The following is a 17231-nucleotide window of genomic DNA, read 5'->3' as shown; positions in this document are numbered from 1 at the left end:
GCGTAAAATCCGATCTATTTTCCCGAACAGGAGACCTGCGAGATATCGCTGACCAGATCGGCAAAGCGCGCCGGGGGGGCGACCTGACCGGTCACCCACTGGTAGAGATCCTGATCGTTTTCAGACAGCAGCGATTCGTAGGTGCCAAGGGTACCGTCATCCATCGCCGCCAGCCGGGCCTCGGCATAGCGGCTCAGGATGATGTCCATCTCCTTGATGCCGCGCCGCATGGAGCGCATCGACAGACGCTTGAGACGGTGCTCGCGCGGCTCGTCACTCAACGGCTTCCTCCCGCAGCTTGGCGCGCAGGCTCTTCTCGATCCGGCCGAGGCGGTCGGTGGAAAAGGTGAGCTGCGCGCGAATATCTCGGATCTCGGTCAGCATCTGGCTGATATCGGGGGACAATTCGCCAACGGCGGGCGTATCGGGCCCGTCGCCCTCGCCCGAGAGCAGCCAGAGCAGCGAGACATTCAAGAGCCCCGCCATCATCGACAGCTTGTTGGCGCGCGGCTCGGACTGGTCGTCCTCCCATGCCTTGAGTGTCTTGAGCTTCACGCCGAGGCGCTTGGCGAGGTCGCCCTGGGTCATGCCCGCGCGCTCGCGCGCGCCCGCTACGCGATCGCCGAAGGTGGTGGCATCGGGGTCGAACCAGCTGTCATTGGTGTCTGTTGTCATCTCATCCCTTTCCGGCGATCATCCTTGATCAACCTTTGGCGGCAACCTATGAGATTTGTCAGATGAATTCAAACCGGAGGCGGCGATGTCCGATCTTTCAGCGACATTATCGCGCGTGAAACCCTCGCCCACCATCGCGGTGACGACGAAAGCGCAGGAACTGAAAGCGGCGGGGCGCGACGTGATCGGCCTTGGCGCGGGCGAGCCGGATTTCGACACGCCCGACCATATCAAGGCGGCGGGCATCCGCGCCATCGAAGAGGGCAAGACGAAATACACCGCCGTCGATGGCATCCCGGAACTGAAGGCGGCGATCTGCGCCAAGTTCAAGCGCGACAACGGGCTCGATTATATGCCCGCACAGGTCAGTGTTGCCTCGGGCGGCAAGCAGATCCTTTACAACGCGCTGATGGCGACGCTCAATCCCGGTGACGAGGTGGTGATCCCCGCGCCCTATTGGGTCAGCTACCCCGACATGGTGCTCTTGGCGGGGGGCGAGCCGGTGGTGGTGCCTGCGGGCATCGAGACCGGGTTCAAGCTGACGCCAGAGGCGCTTGAGGCCGCAATCACGCCGAAAACCCGCTGGTTCATCTTCAATTCACCGTCCAACCCCACCGGGGCGGGCTATACATGGGACGAGTTGAAGGGCCTGACCGAGGTGCTGCTGCGCCACCCCCAAGTCTGGGTGATGACCGACGACATGTATGAACACCTCGCCTATGACGATTTTCAGTTCTGCACCCCCGCGCAGGTGGAGCCCGGCCTTTATGACCGCACGCTGACCTGCAACGGCGTCTCCAAGGCCTATTGCATGACCGGCTGGCGGATCGGCTATGCGGCGGGGCCCGAGCGACTGATCGGGGCGATGCGCAAGATCCAGTCTCAGAGCACCTCCAACCCCTGCACGATCAGCCAATGGGCGGCGGTCGAGGCGCTGAATGGCAGCCATGATTTCATTGCCGAGAACAACGCCGTTTTCACGCGCCGCCGCGATCTGGTGGTGTCGATGCTGAACGAGATCGACGGGATTGAGTGCCCGGTGCCCAACGGCGCCTTCTACGTCTACCCGTCGATTGCCGGGCTGATCGGCAAGACAAGCGCGGGCGGCGCGCTGATCGAGGATGACGAGGCCTTCGCCACCGCCCTTCTGGAGGAAACCGGCGTCGCCGTGGTCTTCGGTGCGGCCTTCGGGCTTTCCCCGAACTTCCGGGTCAGCTACGCTACGTCGGACACGGCGCTGAAAGAGGCCTGCGGGCGGATACAGGCGTTCTGCGAAGGGCTGAGATAGGGACGGACATGGCGGGCGATCTCCCCGATTATTACTTCCGGGTCCGCGAGAACGGGGCCTTCGTGTTCCGGGTTGATACCGAGAACCGGCAGCGCCGGATCGACATGGACCAGATCGCCGTCGTCAATATCCGCAAGTCCGAGATCAAGCCGCATGGCGACCGCGAATTGAGCGAGGCGGATATCGCCGCGATCACGGAGTGGATGACCGAGCGGCTCAAGCTGATCGAGCATCGCGATATCGACGATATCCTGCGGGCGGTGGATTATCTCAACACCACCACCCATTGGGCGCAGTCGCGCGCCACCGATGAGCAGTTGGAGCAGGTGACGGATGCGCTGTTGCTGGCAATGCATGACCTGCGCACGGTGCTGGTGCGCAAGAAGGCGGACCGGTTGCTGAAGGACGAGTGACGGGGATGTCGCCGTGAGCCGCGCATCGACGGGCCGCGGTGCGGCGATCCAACGCTCGTTCGGCAGACCTTTATCTCTGCCACGTTGGGAAAACATTCACGCAATGCGCAGGTTGCAACCAAATCGCCGTGCCGTCGGGGCGGCGTCATACCGAAGGCATGCCTCTGGCATGGCGATGCGCGGCGGCCTGACGGCCGCGTTTCGCGCGGATACTTCATTCAGAAGCAGTAATTTTCTCTCACGCTGCCACGCCGCGCGCCGACCAGCCCCAGAACCGCAGCAGCATGAACACCCCCGCCAGCGCCAGCCCCGCCGCTAGGCCAAGCCAGATGCCCGCCCCGCCAAATCCCAGCGTAAAGCCGAGCATGTAGCTCACCGGCACGCCGACGGCCCAATAGCTCAGCGCCGCGATCACCATCGGTACGCGGGTGTCCTGCACCCCGCGCAAGAGGCCCAGCGCCATCACCTGCGCCGCATCGACCAGCTGAAACAGCGCCGCCGCCGCCAGCAGCCCCCGCCCGATCTCGATCACGGCAGCGCGGTCGGGGTCATCCGGATCGAGAAACAGGCCGATCATCGGGTCCGGCACCGCCAGAAACAGCGTCATCGTCACCAATGCCACAGCGCCCGACAGCCCCAGCACCACCCGCGCCCCGTCGCGCAGCCCCTGCCCGTCGCCACGACCGTAAGCCTGACCCGCGCGCACCGTGGCGGCGTTCGACAGGCCGACATGCACCATGAACACCACCGATGTCACCTGCAGCGCGATGCCATGCGCCGCCAGCGGCAGCGTGCCCAACCAGCCCATCATCACCGAGGCGGCGGCGAACAGCCCGACCTCCGCGAGATTGGTGATGCCGATGGGCCAGCCCAGGCGAAAGACGCGTGTCAGCGCGTCCCAGTCAGGCCGCCAGAGGCGGGTGAAAAGCGCGTGTTCCGGGGCCACGAGGCGCACATAGAGCATGAGCGCCAGAAGCGAGCCGATATGCACCGCGAGCGAGGCAATGGCCGCGCCGCGCACGCCCAGTTCCGGAAAGCCCAGATTGCCGAAGATCAACAGGTAGTTGACCACGATATTCATCGCCACCGCCGCCAGCGTGATCCACAGCACCACCGCCGTGCGTTCCAGCGCCGCGAGATAGGATTTCAGCACCATCACCATCAGCGCGGGCAGGATGCCCCAGCCGGCAATGATCAGGTAGTCGGCCCCCAGCGCCGAGGTGGACGGGGCCTGTCCCAAGAGACCGAACACCGTCTCGGAGCCGAGCATCAGCGGCAATGTCACAAGACCAAAGAGCACCGACGCCCAGAGCCCCATGCGCGTGACGCGGCGCACCTGCGCGCCTTCGCCGCTCGCCTCGGCAGAGGCCACCATCGGCATCACCGCCCAGGCAAAGCCCGAGCCCATGATGAAGAGCACGAAAAACATCGTGCCGCCCAGCACCTCGGCGGCCAGCGCCTCGACCGAATACCAGCCGAGCATCAGCGCATCGGTCAGGGTGATGGCAAACTGCGCCACGTGGCTGCCGACCAGCGGCAGGCCAAGGCCCATCACGGCGCGGGCGTGCTGGCGATATGAAAGACGCGGTTGCATGGAATTGGCGTTAGCCGGGGCGGTCCGCGCGCGCAAGCCCCCTCAGAGCACCGCCAGCATCAGTTGCAGCGCCAGCGCCGCAATCACCACACCTGCCGCAAGCTCCAAGAGCGGCAGGGCGCGGGCAAGGCCGCCCCCCTGCCCCGCGCCAAACCGCGCCAGCGCCCCCTCGCGCAGCGTGACCGAGGCCAGCGCCACCGCGAGCGTCACACTCGCCGTGCCCAGCCCCATGGCAAAGGTGCCGAGGATGCCCGCCATCTCCAGCCCCATGCGCCATGTCAGGATCAACAGGAACAGCGCCCCGGTGCAGGGCCGGATCGCCACGGCGGCGATCAGCGCCAGCGCATCGCGCCAGCCGGTGACCGATGCCGCCTCCTCCGCCGTGGGGCCATGCTTGTGCCCGCAACTGGAACAGGTGCCGTCGTGGTCGTGACGCATCACGCGCGCGGCGCGCAGCCGCCGCAGACCGCGAAAGGCCAGCCATGCGCCCACGGCGGCGATGGCGCCGTAGCTGGCAGGGGCCATGATATCCTCGGCCAGCCCGGTCATGCGTTGCCGCGTCAGATCAAAGAGGAACACCCCCGCATAGACCAGCAGCACCGCAGAACCCGCCTGTGCCAGGCTCGAGGCGAGCGCCAGCGCCGACAGCCGCAGCGCGCCCACCCGCGCGGCCATGCCATAACCGCCGATCAGCAGCTTGCCATGCCCCGGCCCCGCCGCGTGGAAAAAGCCATAAGCGAAACACAGCGCCATCAGCCCGGTCAGCGCGCCCGGATCGCCCGCCCGCAGGCTGCGTAACAGTCGCGCCATCGCCTGCTGCGTCTCGGCCTGCCCGGCATTGGCCCAGGCCGATACCGCCCCGGCCCCGCCGAACCCCCAAAGCCAGATCACCAGCGCCAGCAGGCCCAGCGCCGAGAGGCTCAGGACGGGGCGGCGCATGACAGATACATCGCCTGCGAAAAGAGATTGCCCACCTCGACGCCCTCATATTGCTCTTCGGCGCTAAGCTCGCCCAGCATCTCGCGAAAGGCGCGTTGCGAGGCATCCAGATCCGGCTCGCGGATCGTGTAGCTGCATCCTTGCGGCAGGTTGATCGGGCCGGTCAGCGTGTGCTCCACATAATAGGTGGGATCATAGGCCTCGACCTTCAGGCCATCACCGGGCACCGGGTCGAAGCTGCGCTCATGCGTGGCGACGATGCGGCCCTCCTCCAGCGCGATGCCGGTGGGCACCGGATGATCGAGCGCGATCTTGTCACCGCCGTGATGCATGTAGAGATCCCCCTCGAACCCCTCGGGCCATTCCACCAGATCGAACCCCTTGAGCTGTGCCAGTTCATCCTCGGTCAGCACCCCGTCGCCATCGGGGTCGAGCCCCATGTCGCTGAGAATGAGCAATGAGAAGAAATCGTCATAGGTCCACGTCACCTCGACGCGGCTGAGATTGCCCTGATCGTCGCCGGTGAACTCCAACGCGACATCGACAAAGACATGCGGATGCGCGGCAAGATTGCCGACGGGCAGGCAGAGGCAAAGGGCAAGCGCGATGCAATGGGTCCGGATCATGGGCGCATGATTACGCAGGTCGCGGCATACGGGCAAGCGCGCAAGCCGCGCCCGCGCCCGCCATGCGCGAAAATCAGCGCGGCTTGCGATCTTCGGGATGCAGCGACTTGCCCAGGATGTGATCGCTCTTGTGCAGCACATGCTGCGCGGTCGAGACGATCAGCGGATCGGGCGCATGCGCCACTTTCGGATCCTTGCCCGGATAATCCAGCGAATGAAGGAAATGCAGCATGCAATTAAGCCGCGCGCGCTTCTTGTCGTTGGATTTGACCACGGTCCAGGGCGCATCGGCGGTGTCGGTGTAAAAGAACATCGCCTCCTTGGCCTCGGTGTAATCCTCCCACTTGTCGAGGCTGGCGCGGTCGATCGGGCTGAGCTTCCAGTGTTTCAGCGGATCGGTCTCGCGGCTGGCGAAGCGGGCGCGCTGTTCGCCCTGCGTGACCGAGAACCAGTATTTGCAAAGCCGGATGCCCGCGCGCACCAGCATGCGCTCCAACTCGGGCGTCTGGCGCATGAATTCGAGATATTCCCACGGCTCGCAAAAGCCCATCACCCGCTCGACCCCGGCGCGATTGTACCAAGAACGGTCATAGAGCACGATTTCACCGGCGGTGGGCAGATGCTCCACGTAGCGCTGGAAATACCACTGGCCCTTCTCCTGATCGGTCGGCTTGTTGAGCGCCACGACCCGCGCGGTGCGGGGGTTGAGATGCTCGGTGAACCGCTTGATCGTGCCGCCCTTGCCCGCAGCATCGCGCCCCTCGAAAAGCAGCACGAATTTCTCGCCCGCATCCTGCGCCCAAAGCTGCACCTTCAGCAGTTCCGCCTGCAACTTGGCCTTCTGCGCCTCATAGCTACGGCGGCTGAGCCTTGTCGCATAGGGATATTCGCCGTTCTCGAAGGCCAGCCGGAGCGCGGTCGCCTCTTGCTGGCGCGGCGGGGACGGGGTCGCTTGCGTGTCCGCCATATCGGTCGGCGCGATCTGAGTGTCCGTCATATGGCTATCCCTCGTCTGTTGGTTTTTTTGATGAGCGACAGCTTACCTCCACATGCGGAAAAGTGCCTTGATGCGTGTCAATCCAGCCTGTCGCGGCAGGAATCGGTACATGTGACGTAACGTCAATAAAATCGTATCAGAAGGCAAGTGTCTGAAATATATATAGTTTTGGATTGAATACGCAATTTTGAATTCAAAAACTACCCGAACGCATAGTCGCGGCATGATGTGATTTATGCCACAACGCGTGAAAATAGGGTACAAACAGAAACTGCCCGCCCTCCGGCACGGTTGCCACGATGGGCGAAAGCACCTTAAAAGCTGGGGATGTTGAGCATGTATGGAGCGCGTGAGTATGCCGCGTGAACATCTGGAACAGGCCGGGTTCGACATGGATGCATTTCGCAAACGCCTTGCTCATTACATGGCGCAGGAGGGCATGAACCCCGCAAAACTGTCAAAACGTGCAGGCCTGAATGCCCGTGCGGTGACAGATATTCAGCAAGGCCGCATCAAGAGCCCCCGCGTGCAAACGGTGATGGCCCTCGAAAACGCGCTCGGGCTCAGTCCGGGGGCTCTTCTTGGTTTTGGTCCGGCGACGGTGTCGGCGGAATTGCAAGAGCTTCTTCATGAGCTTGACGAAGCAACGCAGCAACAGCTGCTGGTGACGCTTCGATCGCTGCGGAAGACGTAAATCCATAGCACCGCAGCTTTGTGGCGAAAATAAGGCGCGCCGCCTCACCCATGGTGGCGTTGAACTCTGTCATGAATTGACCTTGTTCCATTGCAGGGGCACCTCACTTGCCTTGCAGGATCATTTGCGCACCGACGGATACCCCCTCTGAAACCGATACGTCATGGCGCAGGCACACTACCGTGCCAGAAATACCCGATTATGATCGCTTAAAAACATGAAACCGCATTAAAGTTATGCATTCCCATAGTGATTTATCACATAGATTTTCGGGTGGTCAATGCAAGCGACGAATTACCTTCGGTTGAGCAATATTTTGCCCAGTCAGGCGCGCATTAAGAAAAATCATGCCAATAAGTGTTATACCCCCTTGTGCACACCCTATGAGTGTACCACACTTTATGAAGAAGCTTGAAGGTCCGCCCTCATTTCGCAACAAAAGCTTGCATGATGTGTTTTATCACATATAATGAATTCATGGTTGAGATGGAGGATGTCAATGAGTTTTGAGTCCCTGAAAATGCCCGAGCGATTGTCGTTCTTCGAGCGCCTGGTGTCCTATCTCAAGCCTGCCCCGACACCTGCAGCGCACAAATGGGACGAGGCGCAACTGCCCGGCCTCGCGACCCGCCTGTTCCGCGAAAGCGAGCGCCGTCTTGACGCGGTGAGCTTGGACAGCCCGCAGGCGACCGCCCGCGAGATCGAGGTGCGCGGGGCGTTCACGAACCAGACTGTCCTGATCCTCGCCAAGCCGTCGCATAATGTCACCAACCTTCAAATCTGGCTTGAATCGATCTTTGGGCTCGACGTCACGGTGGTGCATGACCCGGCGTTTTTCTATGAGTGGCTGTTTCGGTTTTCGGGGCTGGCCGACCTTGTGGTGATCGACCGTGACAGCTTTACCGACGAACGGCCCGCCTTTGGCACCTTTCTCAGCGCCGCCGGGGACGCGTGCGACGACACGCCGGTGGTCGTGATGTCCGAGGATTTCGCTGCCAACGATTTCGCGCCGAACTGGCAGGACAAATGGGATATCACGCTCAAGGCCCCGGTCGCGCAGACCACGCTTTGGCTGGCCATCAAGACGGCCGCGGATCTGGCGCTCAACGGCAAGCCCCGCTGAACGCCGCACAGGATCGGTCTGTGCCAGTTCCCAGCTGACACGGACCGCGCAAGCAGCACCGGGATGCGGGTGCCCCAGATCCCTTCCAGGTGCTGCTTCCCTTTTCAGCACTGCTCCGAGGCCTCCCGCGCAAGGTCTTTGCAAAGACCTTGGCAACGCGGTTTGAAAACCGCGTTTCAAGCCGTTTGAAAAGGCGATTGTATATTTGACAAACCCGTGAGGTAAAGGCATGGTCGGATTCCATTTAAAGGAGATTCGAGAATGTCTGACAACACTGTCGTTCACATTGGCGAAAACTCACCCGAACACGTAGCGTTCAATCTCATGAAGGAGATCGCCAGCGTCGAAGGCAGGGAACTATATTCACACGGCTCAAATCCAGCAAACCGCAAATGGGTCTTAGATACGTATGCCGAATGCCTGAAGGCGGTGCGTGGATTTAGGAAGATTGATGGGTGACAAAGCGGTATAGCTGCTCTGCCGCCGCCTTCATGTCTGCGGCGGGCAACCCGCTTCTAGAAACCCATTCAGCAATCTTCATTTTGATTTCTGTTTCAGTCATAGGTACTATATTACCCCATAGTGCAAGGTAACTCAATACCTCACTTACCCTTATCGTCGTCCTTGGGCTTTTGCTTCACCAACTTTTTCAACTTCTTCTCAAACCGCTCTTCATCGTCGTCCGTCTCTAGCTGGCGGGCGGCTTCTTTGAACTTGTCGAGTTGACTCTTTTGTTTATCTGTAGCCAATATTTCCTCCATGTATCGCATGTACTTAGATGAACACGGCGTCGATAGTATGACGCGCCTAGATTTAGATAAAAAGCGTTATCTTAGCCTCACTGGCGTGATGATGACAAAAGATCATGCTCGGGATTTCTTAATTCCGGCCCTGAGCGCCATCAAAGCTGAATTCTTCAATGAAGACCCGGATGAACCTATCTGCTTGCATCGCAGCGATATCCGCCATGCAAAAGGGCCGTTTCACCCCCTCGCGGATGGCGACACTCGTTTGCGGTTTGATGAAAGAATTCTCGGCGTAATGCGCGATACGGAATATACAGTAATTACTGTATTTTTGGATAAACTTGGCATGGACAGTAAGGTTCATTGGGACCGGACGCATCCGTATCACTTTCTTATGGAGGTGCTAATGGAGAAGTATGCCCTCTGTTTGCGAAAAAGGGGCACCATTGGGGATATCATGCCAGAAGCAAGGGGGAAGCCGCAAGACGCGGCCCTCCAGAAAGAGTTTTCAAGGGTTCTCGAACACGGCACAAGATATGCGTCTTCTGACAGCATCCGTGAAAGAATACCCTCTAAAAACCTAAAATTCAGAACCAAAAAAGACAACATCGCAGGCTTGCAATTGTGCGATCTTCTCGCCCACCCAAGCCATTACGCGATCCGCTGGAATCTAAAACACCCCGTCCAGGTGGGGCAGTTCGCTGAGCGCGTTGTGAAGATACTAGTAGATGCAAAATACAATAGATCCGCGTATGGCAAAGTATGGGGTTGGGGCGCTAAATCTTTGCCATAAAACTAGAAGGGGGCGAAAACGCCCCCTCCGATGGATTATGTACCATCATATACCGACCGCTTACGCATCGGGCTATCGATTAGATAGTCCAAAATCCCGATTCTGTCAAGAGAATCAGCTACTTCTTGGTTAAGCTACTGATTAGGCTGAACATATGTCAGCCGCTTTCCGGCTGCCCCTGAAAGAGCAATGATGCCACGCTCAGCATCCTCAACGCCATTCGCCACGCGGTTATTATAACGGAACTCAAATTCCGCTGCATAGCGGTGCAGGTGCTTCTTGCTGCAATGCTGATAGACGCCCTTCATGCCGCGCTTGAAGATGCTGAAATAGCCCTCAATCGTGTTCGTATGAACGTCGCCGCGCACGTATTCCTTGGCGCGGTGGCTGACCCACTCATGCGCGCCAAACTCTTTGCCGACTGCGGTGTAGTGCTTCGCCTCATCGGTGTAGAGGTGTGCTTCCTTCGCCATGTTATCGCGCAGGATCGGGGCCAGCGTGTCCTTGCGCAGATCATCGACCACCATGGAGCGGGCGCGGCCCGTGTCACGGTCCACAAGGCTCAGCACCTTCATTTTCCAGCCAATGCCGCGCTTGGGGGATTGGCCCGGCTCTTTACCGATGAACGTCTCGTCAACCTCGACAATGCCGCCACCCGCGCCGAAATCAACAGATGTGTCGCTGCGCATTGCCTCACGGATACGGTGAGACATGAACCACGCGGACTTGTGCGTGATTTCCAGAACGCGGTGAAGCTGGTGGCTGCTGATGCCCTTCTTGCTGGATACCATCAGGTGAATGGCTTGCAGCCACTTGTGCATTTCGATGTGGCTATCTTCAAAGATCGTGCCCTTGCGCACCGTGAACTGCTTACGGCACTCGCGACACTTCCAGAGGCCATGACGCTCTTTGCCTTCGGGGTTCTTCTTGCTGGCCTTGGTGCGAACGCCAGTCAGGCGATAGGCGCTGTCCACCACTCCACAATGCGGGCAGACCGGGCCATTGGGCCAGATGATGCTTTCGACATGCGCAAAGGCTGCGGCTTCGTCGTGCATATACGGTTTGCTCAGAACAGACATGACAGGCTCCTAACTCTATGACCTAGAGATAGGATTCCCAGCTGGGTTTGTCAAGTATACAATCGCCTTTGAAAACGGCTTTGGCACACCGCTCAGAAGTCGAGGATACTGTCGAGGTTGTTGAGGATCGCGACCATCAGGACCACCCCACCGATAAAGAGCGCCATCCAGAACAGGTATTGCATCAGGAATGCCCCGGTTCCGAAACCCAGGGCCAAGAGCGGCAGGCTGAGCGGTTCGCGGCGAAAGAGACCGATCGCCCCGCACAGCGCGGCCCCTCCGGCCAGAACCGGAATGGTGAGGGTGATGATCGTGGCCACGGTCATTGCGGGGGTTTCGGGCACCGGTTGCTCGGTGCCCATCATGCTACGTATGGCCGATTTGCGAATTTCAGCGGCCATTTCGCCGATCTGCGCGGCCATATCGGGCTGTGGCTCGGCAAAGATCGACGACAGGCTGAGCGTCACCAAGGCGACTGCGATCAGCCCGGCGATGACGCCAGCCAGGCCCCAGACGGGGCGCGGGGATTCGATGGTGTGGGTCATTCGGGTTCCCTTGCGACAAGAAAGATCGCAAGCGGCATAACGCCCGAAAGCGGCGGTATTATGGAAACAAGCGGGCTAGGCTCAGTGGGTCCAGACCTGACGGCGGTTGGTGGCGAAATTATCACCATAGCCACCCGGGCGGATGTTCGTCTTGCGCTTGTGCGGTTCCTGCACCACGGCGTCGATGCCGTGTTCCTTGGCATATTGCAGCGCCGCCTCCTTGGTGGCAAAGCGCAGCCGCACCTGCGCCTGCGTGTCCTCATTCGAGGTCCAGCCCATCAGCGGATCGACCTCGCGCCTGGTCTCCGACACGAATTCCAGCACCCAGTGCTTGGACTTGGCGGTGCCGGACTGCATGGCATTACGTGCGGGTTTGTAGATGCGCGCGGGCATGAGCCTCTCCGTGATTGATCTGGTAAAGGTTATCCCAAATCGCAGGGGGTTGGGCAAGGGGCGAATGGCCGCGCGCCGGACTGTCGGTTGGTGCGGGTATTGGCCTTGAGCTGCAGTTGCCGCATCCCGCGCGAAACGCACCGAAGGTGCCGCGCGATCGCCGGGCCGTCCCGCGGCCTGGCGATTTGAGGGGTCGTACAACCTGTTGGGGTTACACGAATTTTGCTGGGATAAAGTACCTGCCACACACGTTGCATCGCCAGTCCCCGGCCCTGCGATCACGCAGCACCTTCTGGCGGGGTGCTATGACCGCTCCAGCCCCCTCATGCCGCCTCGCCATCGGTGAATTGCAGCCGCGCCAGCCGTGCGTAAAGCCCGTTTTCCGCCACCAGACTGTCATGCGTGCCCTGCGCCACAATCCGGCCCTGATCCATCACCACGATCCGGTCAGCCTTTTTCACCGTGGCCAGACGGTGCGCGACGATGATCGTGGTGCGGGTCCGCGCCATCGCATCAACCGCCTGCTGCACCGCGCGTTCGCTCTCGGCATCGAGCGCCGATGTCGCCTCGTCGAGCAGCAGCACGGCGGCGTCGCGCAGGATCGCGCGGGCGATGGCGATGCGCTGTTTCTGCCCACCCGAGAGCATCACGCCGCGCTCTCCCACATAGGTGTCATAGCCCTCGGGCAGCTGCGCGATGAAGTCATGCGCATTGGCCGCGCGCGCCGCGGCCTCGATTTCGGCATCGCTCGCGTCAAGACGGCCAAAGCGGATGTTCTCGCGCGCCGAGGCGGCGAAGATCACCGGGTCCTGCGGCACGAGCGCGAGGTCGGCGCGAAACTCGTGCCGGGCCATATCCCAGAGCGCCACGCCGTCAAGCGTGATCCGGCCCTCATCGGGGTCATAGAATCGCTGGATCAGCTGAATGACCGAGGTCTTGCCCGCCCCCGACGGACCCACCAGCGCCACCGTCTCGCCGGGCTTGATGTTCAGGTTGAAATCATGAAGCGCCGGGGTCTCGGGACGCGCCGGATAGGCAAAGCGCACCGCATCGAACTCGATCCCGCCGCGCGCGGGGCGCGGCACCGCCACCGGTGCGGCCGGGTCCTTGACCGGGTCATCGGCTTGCAGCAACTCGACCAGCCGCTCGGTAGCACCAGCCGCGCGCTGCAACTCGCCCCAAATTTCCGACAGCGCCGCCACGGCCCCCGCCACCATCACCGAATAGATCACGAACTGCACCAGGCTGCCGGGCGTCATCTCGCCCGCCCGCACATCGCGCGCGCCGATCCACAGCACCCCCACGATGCCGGTGAATACAAGGAAAATCACGATCACCGTCATCAGCGCGCGGGTGTTCACCCGGCGGCGCGCGGCATCATGGCTGCGCTCGGTCACATCGGCAAAGCGCGCCCGGCTCTCGCCCTCATGGGTAAAGGCCTGCACCGTCTGCACCGACAACAGCGCCTCGGAGGCATTGCCGGAACTGTTGGCGATCCAGTCCTGATTCTCTCGGCTGAGCACGCGCATCTTGCGGCCCAGAAAGAGGATCGGAAATATCACCAGCGGCACGATCAGCAGCACAAGACCGGTCAGCTTGGCAGAGGTCAGCAGCATCAGGGCCATGCCGCCGATGAACAACAGCAGGTTGCGCAGCGCGATCGAGATCGACGAGCCGATGACCGAGAGGATCAGAGTGGTGTCGGTGGTGATCCGGCTCAGCACCTCGCCGGTCATCAGCCGCTCGAAGAACGCGGGGCTCATGCCGATCACCCGGTCGAACACGGCCTTGCGGATATCGGCCACCACGCGTTCGCCCAGACGGGTCACCAGCAGGTAGCGCGCCCCGGTGCCAAGCGCCAGCAGCGCCGCGATAAAGAGCGCGCCGCCGAAATACTGATCGAGCAGCGCACCGTCCTCGGTGCCGAAATTGTCCACCACCCGGCGCACCGCCATCGGCAGCACCAGCGCCACCGCCGCTGTCAGCACCAGCGCCGCAATCGCCGCGCCCAGAAGCGCACGATAGGGCCGCAGGAACGGCCATAATTCGGCCAGCGCCCCTACCCGCTTCGATCTCTCGCGATCCAGTTGATCGGCCCCGTTTTCGGCCTTTCGCACCATCGGTTCTTTTCCCTCGTCGTTTCGCACAGGGTCTTGGCGGGCGCACGCGCCGAGGTCAAGGGGCAGTTCAGCCGCAGGGGGAAAGGAATGGAGCAGGCGACGGGTATCGAACCCGTATCATCAGCTTGGAAGGCTGAGGTCTTACCATTACACAACGCCCGCTCAACGGCCCCGTTGTTAGTGGAGCATGAGGCGAGGGTCAAGACGCCAAGCGGCGCTCAGTAGTTCTGCGCCTTGCGAATGCGGGTCATCCGCCCCTCTTCGGTGATCGCACCGCCAAGCGTGGTGACGCCCTTTGCCTGCAAGAGGTCCAGCATGCGCACGAAGACCTCGGCCGTGGCCACCGTGTCGCCCATGGCGGTATGGCGCGCCTCGGGCGGGATGGTGATGCCGAACCGGTCGCAGAGCGCGTCGAGCGTGTGCTGACCGGTGTGATCGAACAGCCCCGCCGACATCAGCACGGTACAGAGCACCGGATTGTCGAACCGCCGCCCGATGACCTGCTCCTTGAGCCGCAGAAAGGCCAGATCGAACGGCGCGTTATGCGCGACCAGCACTGCACCCTGACAGAAATCGTGAAACCTCTGCCCGGCCTCGGAAATACCCGGCGCACTCTCGACCATCGCATCGGTGATGTGATGCACGCGGGTCGAGGCGGGCGGGATGGCGCGGCCCGGGTTGACCAATGTGTCAAAGGTCTCGCCGCGCAGGATGCGGCCGTTGACGATGCGCAGACCGGCAATCTGCACGATCTCATCCCCGCCACGCGGCGAGAGGCCGGTGGTCTCGGTATCAAAGACGACAAAGCTGAGATCCGACAAGGGCCTGTCGGCCAGATCGCCGCCGGGCGTGTCGGGCAGGTTGAAATCGTAGAATTCGGGGCGCGCGTCGCCCGGGGCAAGAGGCGGGGCGGCCGAGGCCAGCGGCAGGACGATCCGGTGGCCGGCAGCATGCGTTTCGGCCCAGATGTCGGTCTGATGCGCGGCCAGCGCATCGCGCCCGGAATAAGCACCATACGCCTCCGAGAGCGGCGCACCCAGCCAGCCGGTCAATTGCCCGTCGGTCACCGCCTCGCCCTGCCAGCCGAGGATCAGCCGGGTCTCGCCCCCCTCCACTTCCGCCGAGAGGGCCAGCGCCTCGCGCGTGCCGTCCTCGGTCAGGTGGCATGAGAGCAGCGCCAAAAGCGTGGTCACGGCAAAGCCGTCGCAGGCCAGCATCGCCTCGCTGCGGGTGATTCTGACATCCGCGTCTGAGTGGGCGCGCACCCCGTCAAACACATGGCTCACCGCAACCGGCGACATCGGCCAGCGGCGCGATTTGATCGCGGCGTGGCGCGCGCTGAAATCATCGAGACAAGAGAACAGCCGCGCGACCTCATCCTCAATCCCCTGCCGCATCTGCGCGCGGTCCTCGGGGGCAAGATCGTCCACCGATTGCAGAACTTCCAACAGCGCGCCGATGGTGCCCGCGGGGCGGCGCACCCCCTCCATCAGCGCGGTGAAAAGGTGATCATGCGCGGCATGGGCGCTCAGATCCTCGGTCGCGTCACGGAAGATCAGGACATGGCCCGACAGTTCCTCATCCGACAGGATCGGGCTGACCCGGCCCAAGAGGAACCGTTGGCCATCGGCAGAGGCGGCAAGGAAGGTCTCGGCAGTAACCTCGCCGCGCACGCGGGCCTTTTGCATCCGCGACAGCGCGTCCATCACCGGCTCTGGCCGCAGGAAGGCCGAGAGCGGGCGGTCAAGGCCGATCTCGCCCAAGAGGTCCTGCGCCATGCGGTTGTAGAGCATCACGCGATTGTCTGGCGTGGCCACCACCGCGCCCTCGCCCAGATCCCGAAACAGCGCCTCAAAAAGCGCCTTTTCGCGGGCGATGCGGGCAGTCTCACGCTCCACCGCGCGTTGCCGCGCGGCGCGCGCCTCCGAGAGCGCGGCGTTGATCGCGTTGGCGGCGGGGGCCAGCGTGCTGAGATGCTTGGCCTGGCCCTCGTCGATCTGCAAATCCACATCGGCACGGGCGCGGGTTGTGAGGTCCGAAGCGAGCGCAAGGATCGGCTTGGCGACGTTTTCATCGAACAAGAGCCCGATCCAGGCCGCCAGCCCCAGCAAGCCAAGCCCCCCGATCAGCCCCGCGATCACATAGCCATCGGGCGGCCCGCCCGCGCGGGAATAGCCGAAAACCAGCGCCCCGGCGATCAGCACAGCCCCACCCAACCCGAGGGCGGCAAAGAAGAGCGCAAAGCGCAGCCGCAGGCCAAGCCGCTTGGTCAGACGCTCAATCATGCCCCCTCCTCCGCCAGCAATGCGTTGATCTGCGCGGTCAGATCCGCAGCCGCGAAAGGCTTGGTCATGAAGGCATCGGCCCCCACCGCCATGCCCTTGCGCCGCTCCACCTCACCGCCGCCTGCGGTGATCATCAGCACCTTGATGCCCTTGAGGGCGGCATCCCGGCGGATCAATTGGCAAATCTCGTAGCCCGAACGCTCCGGCAGCATCACGTCGAGCACCACCAGATCGGGGCGCGCCTCGGCCAGCGCCTCGAGCGCGGCATTGCCCGAGGCCACCCGGCGCAGGGCATAGCCCGCCCGCCCGATCAGATGGGTGAGCGCCAGCGCGATATTGTCCTCGTCCTCGACGAGCAGAACGGTTTTTTGCGACATTGCGGGCCTCCTCTCCCGGTCATGTCCGGGGCACTCACGTCTGGCAGAGCGCCTCGCTCAGCGGATCGTCCTCGGCCATGCTCCTCCACGTGGCCTCGGACGGGTCAGCGAGCGCCGCGCCACTCACATCGGCGCGCGCGCCCTCTGCGCAGTTCACAAGTTGCGGGCGTTTTGCGGGCGGTGTCCAGCGCGCAAAGAAATAGAGATCGGCCAGCAGGATACCGGGGGCATCAGGGTTGGTCTGCACGCTCTCGCGATCGAGCGCCATGATCCGCGTGGTTTGCGGGATGACATAGGTCCAGGGCTTCCAGAACCGCGTTTCCTCGACCGTGACCAGAACCTCCACCCCCTCGGGCAGCCCGTCGGTGGTGCGCCCCGCCCAGCTATATTCCGACCAAATCGCATAGCCCAGCATGGCGATCCCGGCCATCACCGGGGTGATCCATTTGGGCAGGCGTCCGCCACTCAGATGCCCCGCGATCAGCGCGAGACCGGCAGCGACCGCGCCTGCGGCGAATGTGGCGATGAGTTCAAAGAACATGGG

20 protein-coding genes and 1 tRNA gene are annotated in these 17231 nt (G+C 62.3%); 6 read left to right on the top strand and 15 right to left on the bottom strand.

All coding sequences use genetic code 11. The features are described from left to right. Nucleotides 1-14 precede the first annotated feature (14 nt). On the bottom strand, nt 15-239 hold the full coding sequence (locus tag RID11_RS03870; protein WP_350136173.1) for a succinate dehydrogenase assembly factor 2: 225 nt from the start codon (nt 237-239) through the stop codon (nt 15-17). Between the two features lie 34 nt (nt 240-273). Beyond that, complete coding sequence (locus RID11_RS03865; protein ID WP_050662205.1) at nt 274-675, bottom strand: helix-turn-helix domain-containing protein; 402 nt, start codon at nt 673-675, stop codon at nt 274-276. An 85-nt stretch (nt 676-760) separates the two neighbouring features. On the opposite strand from RID11_RS03865, the gene RID11_RS03860 reads away from it, so the two are divergent. Continuing rightward, complete coding sequence (locus RID11_RS03860) at nt 761-1963, top strand: pyridoxal phosphate-dependent aminotransferase (RefSeq protein ID WP_350136115.1); 1203 nt, start codon at nt 761-763, stop codon at nt 1961-1963. A gap of 8 nt (nt 1964-1971) precedes the next feature. Next, nucleotides 1972-2376, top strand: coding sequence for a hypothetical protein (locus tag RID11_RS03855; protein ID WP_350136114.1), 405 nt, complete (start codon nt 1972-1974; stop codon nt 2374-2376). Between the two features lie 238 nt (nt 2377-2614). Here RID11_RS03855 and RID11_RS03850 read toward each other — a convergent pair whose 3' ends face one another. The 4 genes from RID11_RS03850 to ppk2 all read right to left on the bottom strand — a co-directional run bounded on the left by RID11_RS03850 (nt 2615) and on the right by ppk2 (nt 6502). Beyond that, complete coding sequence (locus tag RID11_RS03850) at nt 2615-3970, bottom strand: MATE family efflux transporter (protein ID WP_350136113.1); 1356 nt, start codon at nt 3968-3970, stop codon at nt 2615-2617. 42 nt (nt 3971-4012) lie between these two features. After that, nucleotides 4013-4909: a nickel/cobalt transporter gene (locus RID11_RS03845; protein WP_350136112.1), complete on the bottom strand. Its 897-nt coding sequence runs from the start codon at nt 4907-4909 to the stop codon at nt 4013-4015. Continuing rightward, nucleotides 4891-5535, bottom strand: coding sequence for a DUF1007 family protein (locus tag RID11_RS03840; protein ID WP_350136111.1), 645 nt, complete (start codon nt 5533-5535; stop codon nt 4891-4893). The genes RID11_RS03845 and RID11_RS03840 overlap by 19 nt, the downstream gene beginning before the upstream one ends. Nucleotides 5536-5608: 73 nt before the next feature. Further along, complete coding sequence (gene ppk2 / locus RID11_RS03835) at nt 5609-6502, bottom strand: polyphosphate kinase 2 (RefSeq protein ID WP_350136172.1); 894 nt, start codon at nt 6500-6502, stop codon at nt 5609-5611. 385 nt (nt 6503-6887) lie between these two features. Between ppk2 and RID11_RS03830 the strand changes: the two genes are divergently transcribed. The 3 genes from RID11_RS03830 (at nt 6888) to RID11_RS03820 (ending at nt 8808) form a co-directional block, all read left to right on the top strand. Then, nucleotides 6888-7226, top strand: a complete 339-nt coding sequence (locus tag RID11_RS03830; protein ID WP_350136110.1) for a helix-turn-helix domain-containing protein — start codon at nt 6888-6890, stop codon at nt 7224-7226. 499 nt (nt 7227-7725) lie between these two features. After that, a complete protein-coding gene (locus tag RID11_RS03825) occupies nt 7726-8349 on the top strand; it encodes a hypothetical protein (protein ID WP_350136109.1) in 624 nt (207 codons plus the stop codon). Between the two features lie 261 nt (nt 8350-8610). Continuing rightward, entirely contained in the window at nt 8611-8808 is a 198-nt protein-coding gene (locus RID11_RS03820) for a hypothetical protein (protein WP_350136108.1), read from the top strand. A gap of 143 nt (nt 8809-8951) precedes the next feature. Here the strand turns inward: RID11_RS03820 and RID11_RS03815 are convergent, their stop codons facing one another. Continuing rightward, nucleotides 8952-9110 carry a hypothetical protein gene (locus tag RID11_RS03815; RefSeq protein WP_350136107.1) on the bottom strand — a complete coding sequence of 53 codons (159 nt, stop codon included), beginning with the start codon at nt 9108-9110 and terminating at the stop codon, nt 8952-8954. Here RID11_RS03815 and RID11_RS03810 point away from each other — a divergent pair. Then, nucleotides 9109-9888: a DUF3800 domain-containing protein gene (locus RID11_RS03810; protein WP_350136106.1), complete on the top strand. Its 780-nt coding sequence runs from the start codon at nt 9109-9111 to the stop codon at nt 9886-9888. The genes RID11_RS03815 and RID11_RS03810 overlap by 2 nt on opposite strands. Before the next feature lie 134 nt (nt 9889-10022). Here RID11_RS03810 and RID11_RS03805 read toward each other — a convergent pair whose 3' ends face one another. The 8 genes from RID11_RS03805 to RID11_RS03770 all read right to left on the bottom strand — a co-directional run bounded on the left by RID11_RS03805 (nt 10023) and on the right by RID11_RS03770 (nt 17228). Next, on the bottom strand, nt 10023-10967 hold the full coding sequence (locus RID11_RS03805) for an IS1595 family transposase (RefSeq protein ID WP_350136105.1): 945 nt from the start codon (nt 10965-10967) through the stop codon (nt 10023-10025). Between the two features lie 92 nt (nt 10968-11059). Next, nucleotides 11060-11512 carry a hypothetical protein gene (locus tag RID11_RS03800; protein ID WP_350136104.1) on the bottom strand — a complete coding sequence of 151 codons (453 nt, stop codon included), beginning with the start codon at nt 11510-11512 and terminating at the stop codon, nt 11060-11062. 81 nt (nt 11513-11593) lie between these two features. Then, the gene (locus RID11_RS03795) at nt 11594-11905 is read right to left on the bottom strand and encodes an ETC complex I subunit (RefSeq protein WP_350136103.1); all 312 of its coding nucleotides are present in this window, start codon (nt 11903-11905) and stop codon (nt 11594-11596) included. A 323-nt stretch (nt 11906-12228) separates the two neighbouring features. Further along, nucleotides 12229-14025 (bottom strand): ABC transporter transmembrane domain-containing protein, encoded by a 1797-nt coding sequence (locus RID11_RS03790; RefSeq protein WP_350136102.1) that lies wholly within the window; start codon nt 14023-14025, stop codon nt 12229-12231. 88 nt (nt 14026-14113) lie between these two features. Further along, nucleotides 14114-14187 (bottom strand) — tRNA-Gly (locus RID11_RS03785). A 56-nt stretch (nt 14188-14243) separates the two neighbouring features. Further along, nucleotides 14244-16310: a 3'-5' exonuclease gene (locus RID11_RS03780; RefSeq protein ID WP_350136101.1), complete on the bottom strand. Its 2067-nt coding sequence runs from the start codon at nt 16308-16310 to the stop codon at nt 14244-14246. Continuing rightward, the gene (locus RID11_RS03775) at nt 16307-16687 is read right to left on the bottom strand and encodes a response regulator transcription factor (RefSeq protein WP_350136100.1); all 381 of its coding nucleotides are present in this window, start codon (nt 16685-16687) and stop codon (nt 16307-16309) included. The genes RID11_RS03780 and RID11_RS03775 overlap by 4 nt, the downstream gene beginning before the upstream one ends. 34 nt (nt 16688-16721) lie before the next feature. Continuing rightward, nucleotides 16722-17228: a hypothetical protein gene (locus RID11_RS03770; RefSeq protein ID WP_350136099.1), complete on the bottom strand. Its 507-nt coding sequence runs from the start codon at nt 17226-17228 to the stop codon at nt 16722-16724. Between the last annotated feature and the right edge of the window lie 3 nt (nt 17229-17231).

It is taken from the genome of Roseovarius sp., assembly GCF_040219995.1.
Classification (GTDB): Bacteria; Pseudomonadota; Alphaproteobacteria; order Rhodobacterales; family Rhodobacteraceae; genus Roseovarius.
Note: the sequence above shows the minus strand (reverse complement) of the source record. Positions and strands in the feature narration are given on the sequence as shown.

What these genes read in the sequence shown, in the direction of transcription:
- RID11_RS03870 (WP_350136173.1), bottom strand. Translation starts at nt 239, where the DNA reads ATGCGCTCCATGCGGCGCGGCATCAAGGAGATGGACATCATCCTGAGC.
- RID11_RS03865 (WP_050662205.1), bottom strand. Translation starts at nt 675, where the DNA reads ATGACAACAGACACCAATGACAGCTGGTTCGACCCCGATGCCACCACC.
- RID11_RS03860 (WP_350136115.1), top strand. Translation starts at nt 761, where the DNA reads ATGTCCGATCTTTCAGCGACATTATCGCGCGTGAAACCCTCGCCCACC.
- RID11_RS03855 (WP_350136114.1), top strand. Translation starts at nt 1,972, where the DNA reads ATGGCGGGCGATCTCCCCGATTATTACTTCCGGGTCCGCGAGAACGGG.
- RID11_RS03850 (WP_350136113.1), bottom strand. Translation starts at nt 3,970, where the DNA reads ATGCAACCGCGTCTTTCATATCGCCAGCACGCCCGCGCCGTGATGGGC.
- RID11_RS03845 (WP_350136112.1), bottom strand. Translation starts at nt 4,909, where the DNA reads ATGCGCCGCCCCGTCCTGAGCCTCTCGGCGCTGGGCCTGCTGGCGCTG.
- RID11_RS03840 (WP_350136111.1), bottom strand. Translation starts at nt 5,535, where the DNA reads ATGATCCGGACCCATTGCATCGCGCTTGCCCTTTGCCTCTGCCTGCCC.
- ppk2 (WP_350136172.1), bottom strand. Translation starts at nt 6,502, where the DNA reads ATGGCGGACACGCAAGCGACCCCGTCCCCGCCGCGCCAGCAAGAGGCG.
- RID11_RS03830 (WP_350136110.1), top strand. Translation starts at nt 6,888, where the DNA reads ATGCCGCGTGAACATCTGGAACAGGCCGGGTTCGACATGGATGCATTT.
- RID11_RS03825 (WP_350136109.1), top strand. Translation starts at nt 7,726, where the DNA reads ATGAGTTTTGAGTCCCTGAAAATGCCCGAGCGATTGTCGTTCTTCGAG.
- RID11_RS03820 (WP_350136108.1), top strand. Translation starts at nt 8,611, where the DNA reads ATGTCTGACAACACTGTCGTTCACATTGGCGAAAACTCACCCGAACAC.
- RID11_RS03810 (WP_350136106.1), top strand. Translation starts at nt 9,109, where the DNA reads ATGTATCGCATGTACTTAGATGAACACGGCGTCGATAGTATGACGCGC.
- RID11_RS03815 (WP_350136107.1), bottom strand. Translation starts at nt 9,110, where the DNA reads ATGGAGGAAATATTGGCTACAGATAAACAAAAGAGTCAACTCGACAAG.
- RID11_RS03805 (WP_350136105.1), bottom strand. Translation starts at nt 10,967, where the DNA reads ATGTCTGTTCTGAGCAAACCGTATATGCACGACGAAGCCGCAGCCTTT.
- RID11_RS03800 (WP_350136104.1), bottom strand. Translation starts at nt 11,512, where the DNA reads ATGACCCACACCATCGAATCCCCGCGCCCCGTCTGGGGCCTGGCTGGC.
- RID11_RS03795 (WP_350136103.1), bottom strand. Translation starts at nt 11,905, where the DNA reads ATGCCCGCGCGCATCTACAAACCCGCACGTAATGCCATGCAGTCCGGC.
- RID11_RS03790 (WP_350136102.1), bottom strand. Translation starts at nt 14,025, where the DNA reads ATGGTGCGAAAGGCCGAAAACGGGGCCGATCAACTGGATCGCGAGAGA.
- RID11_RS03780 (WP_350136101.1), bottom strand. Translation starts at nt 16,310, where the DNA reads ATGATTGAGCGTCTGACCAAGCGGCTTGGCCTGCGGCTGCGCTTTGCG.
- RID11_RS03775 (WP_350136100.1), bottom strand. Translation starts at nt 16,687, where the DNA reads ATGTCGCAAAAAACCGTTCTGCTCGTCGAGGACGAGGACAATATCGCG.
- RID11_RS03770 (WP_350136099.1), bottom strand. Translation starts at nt 17,228, where the DNA reads ATGTTCTTTGAACTCATCGCCACATTCGCCGCAGGCGCGGTCGCTGCC.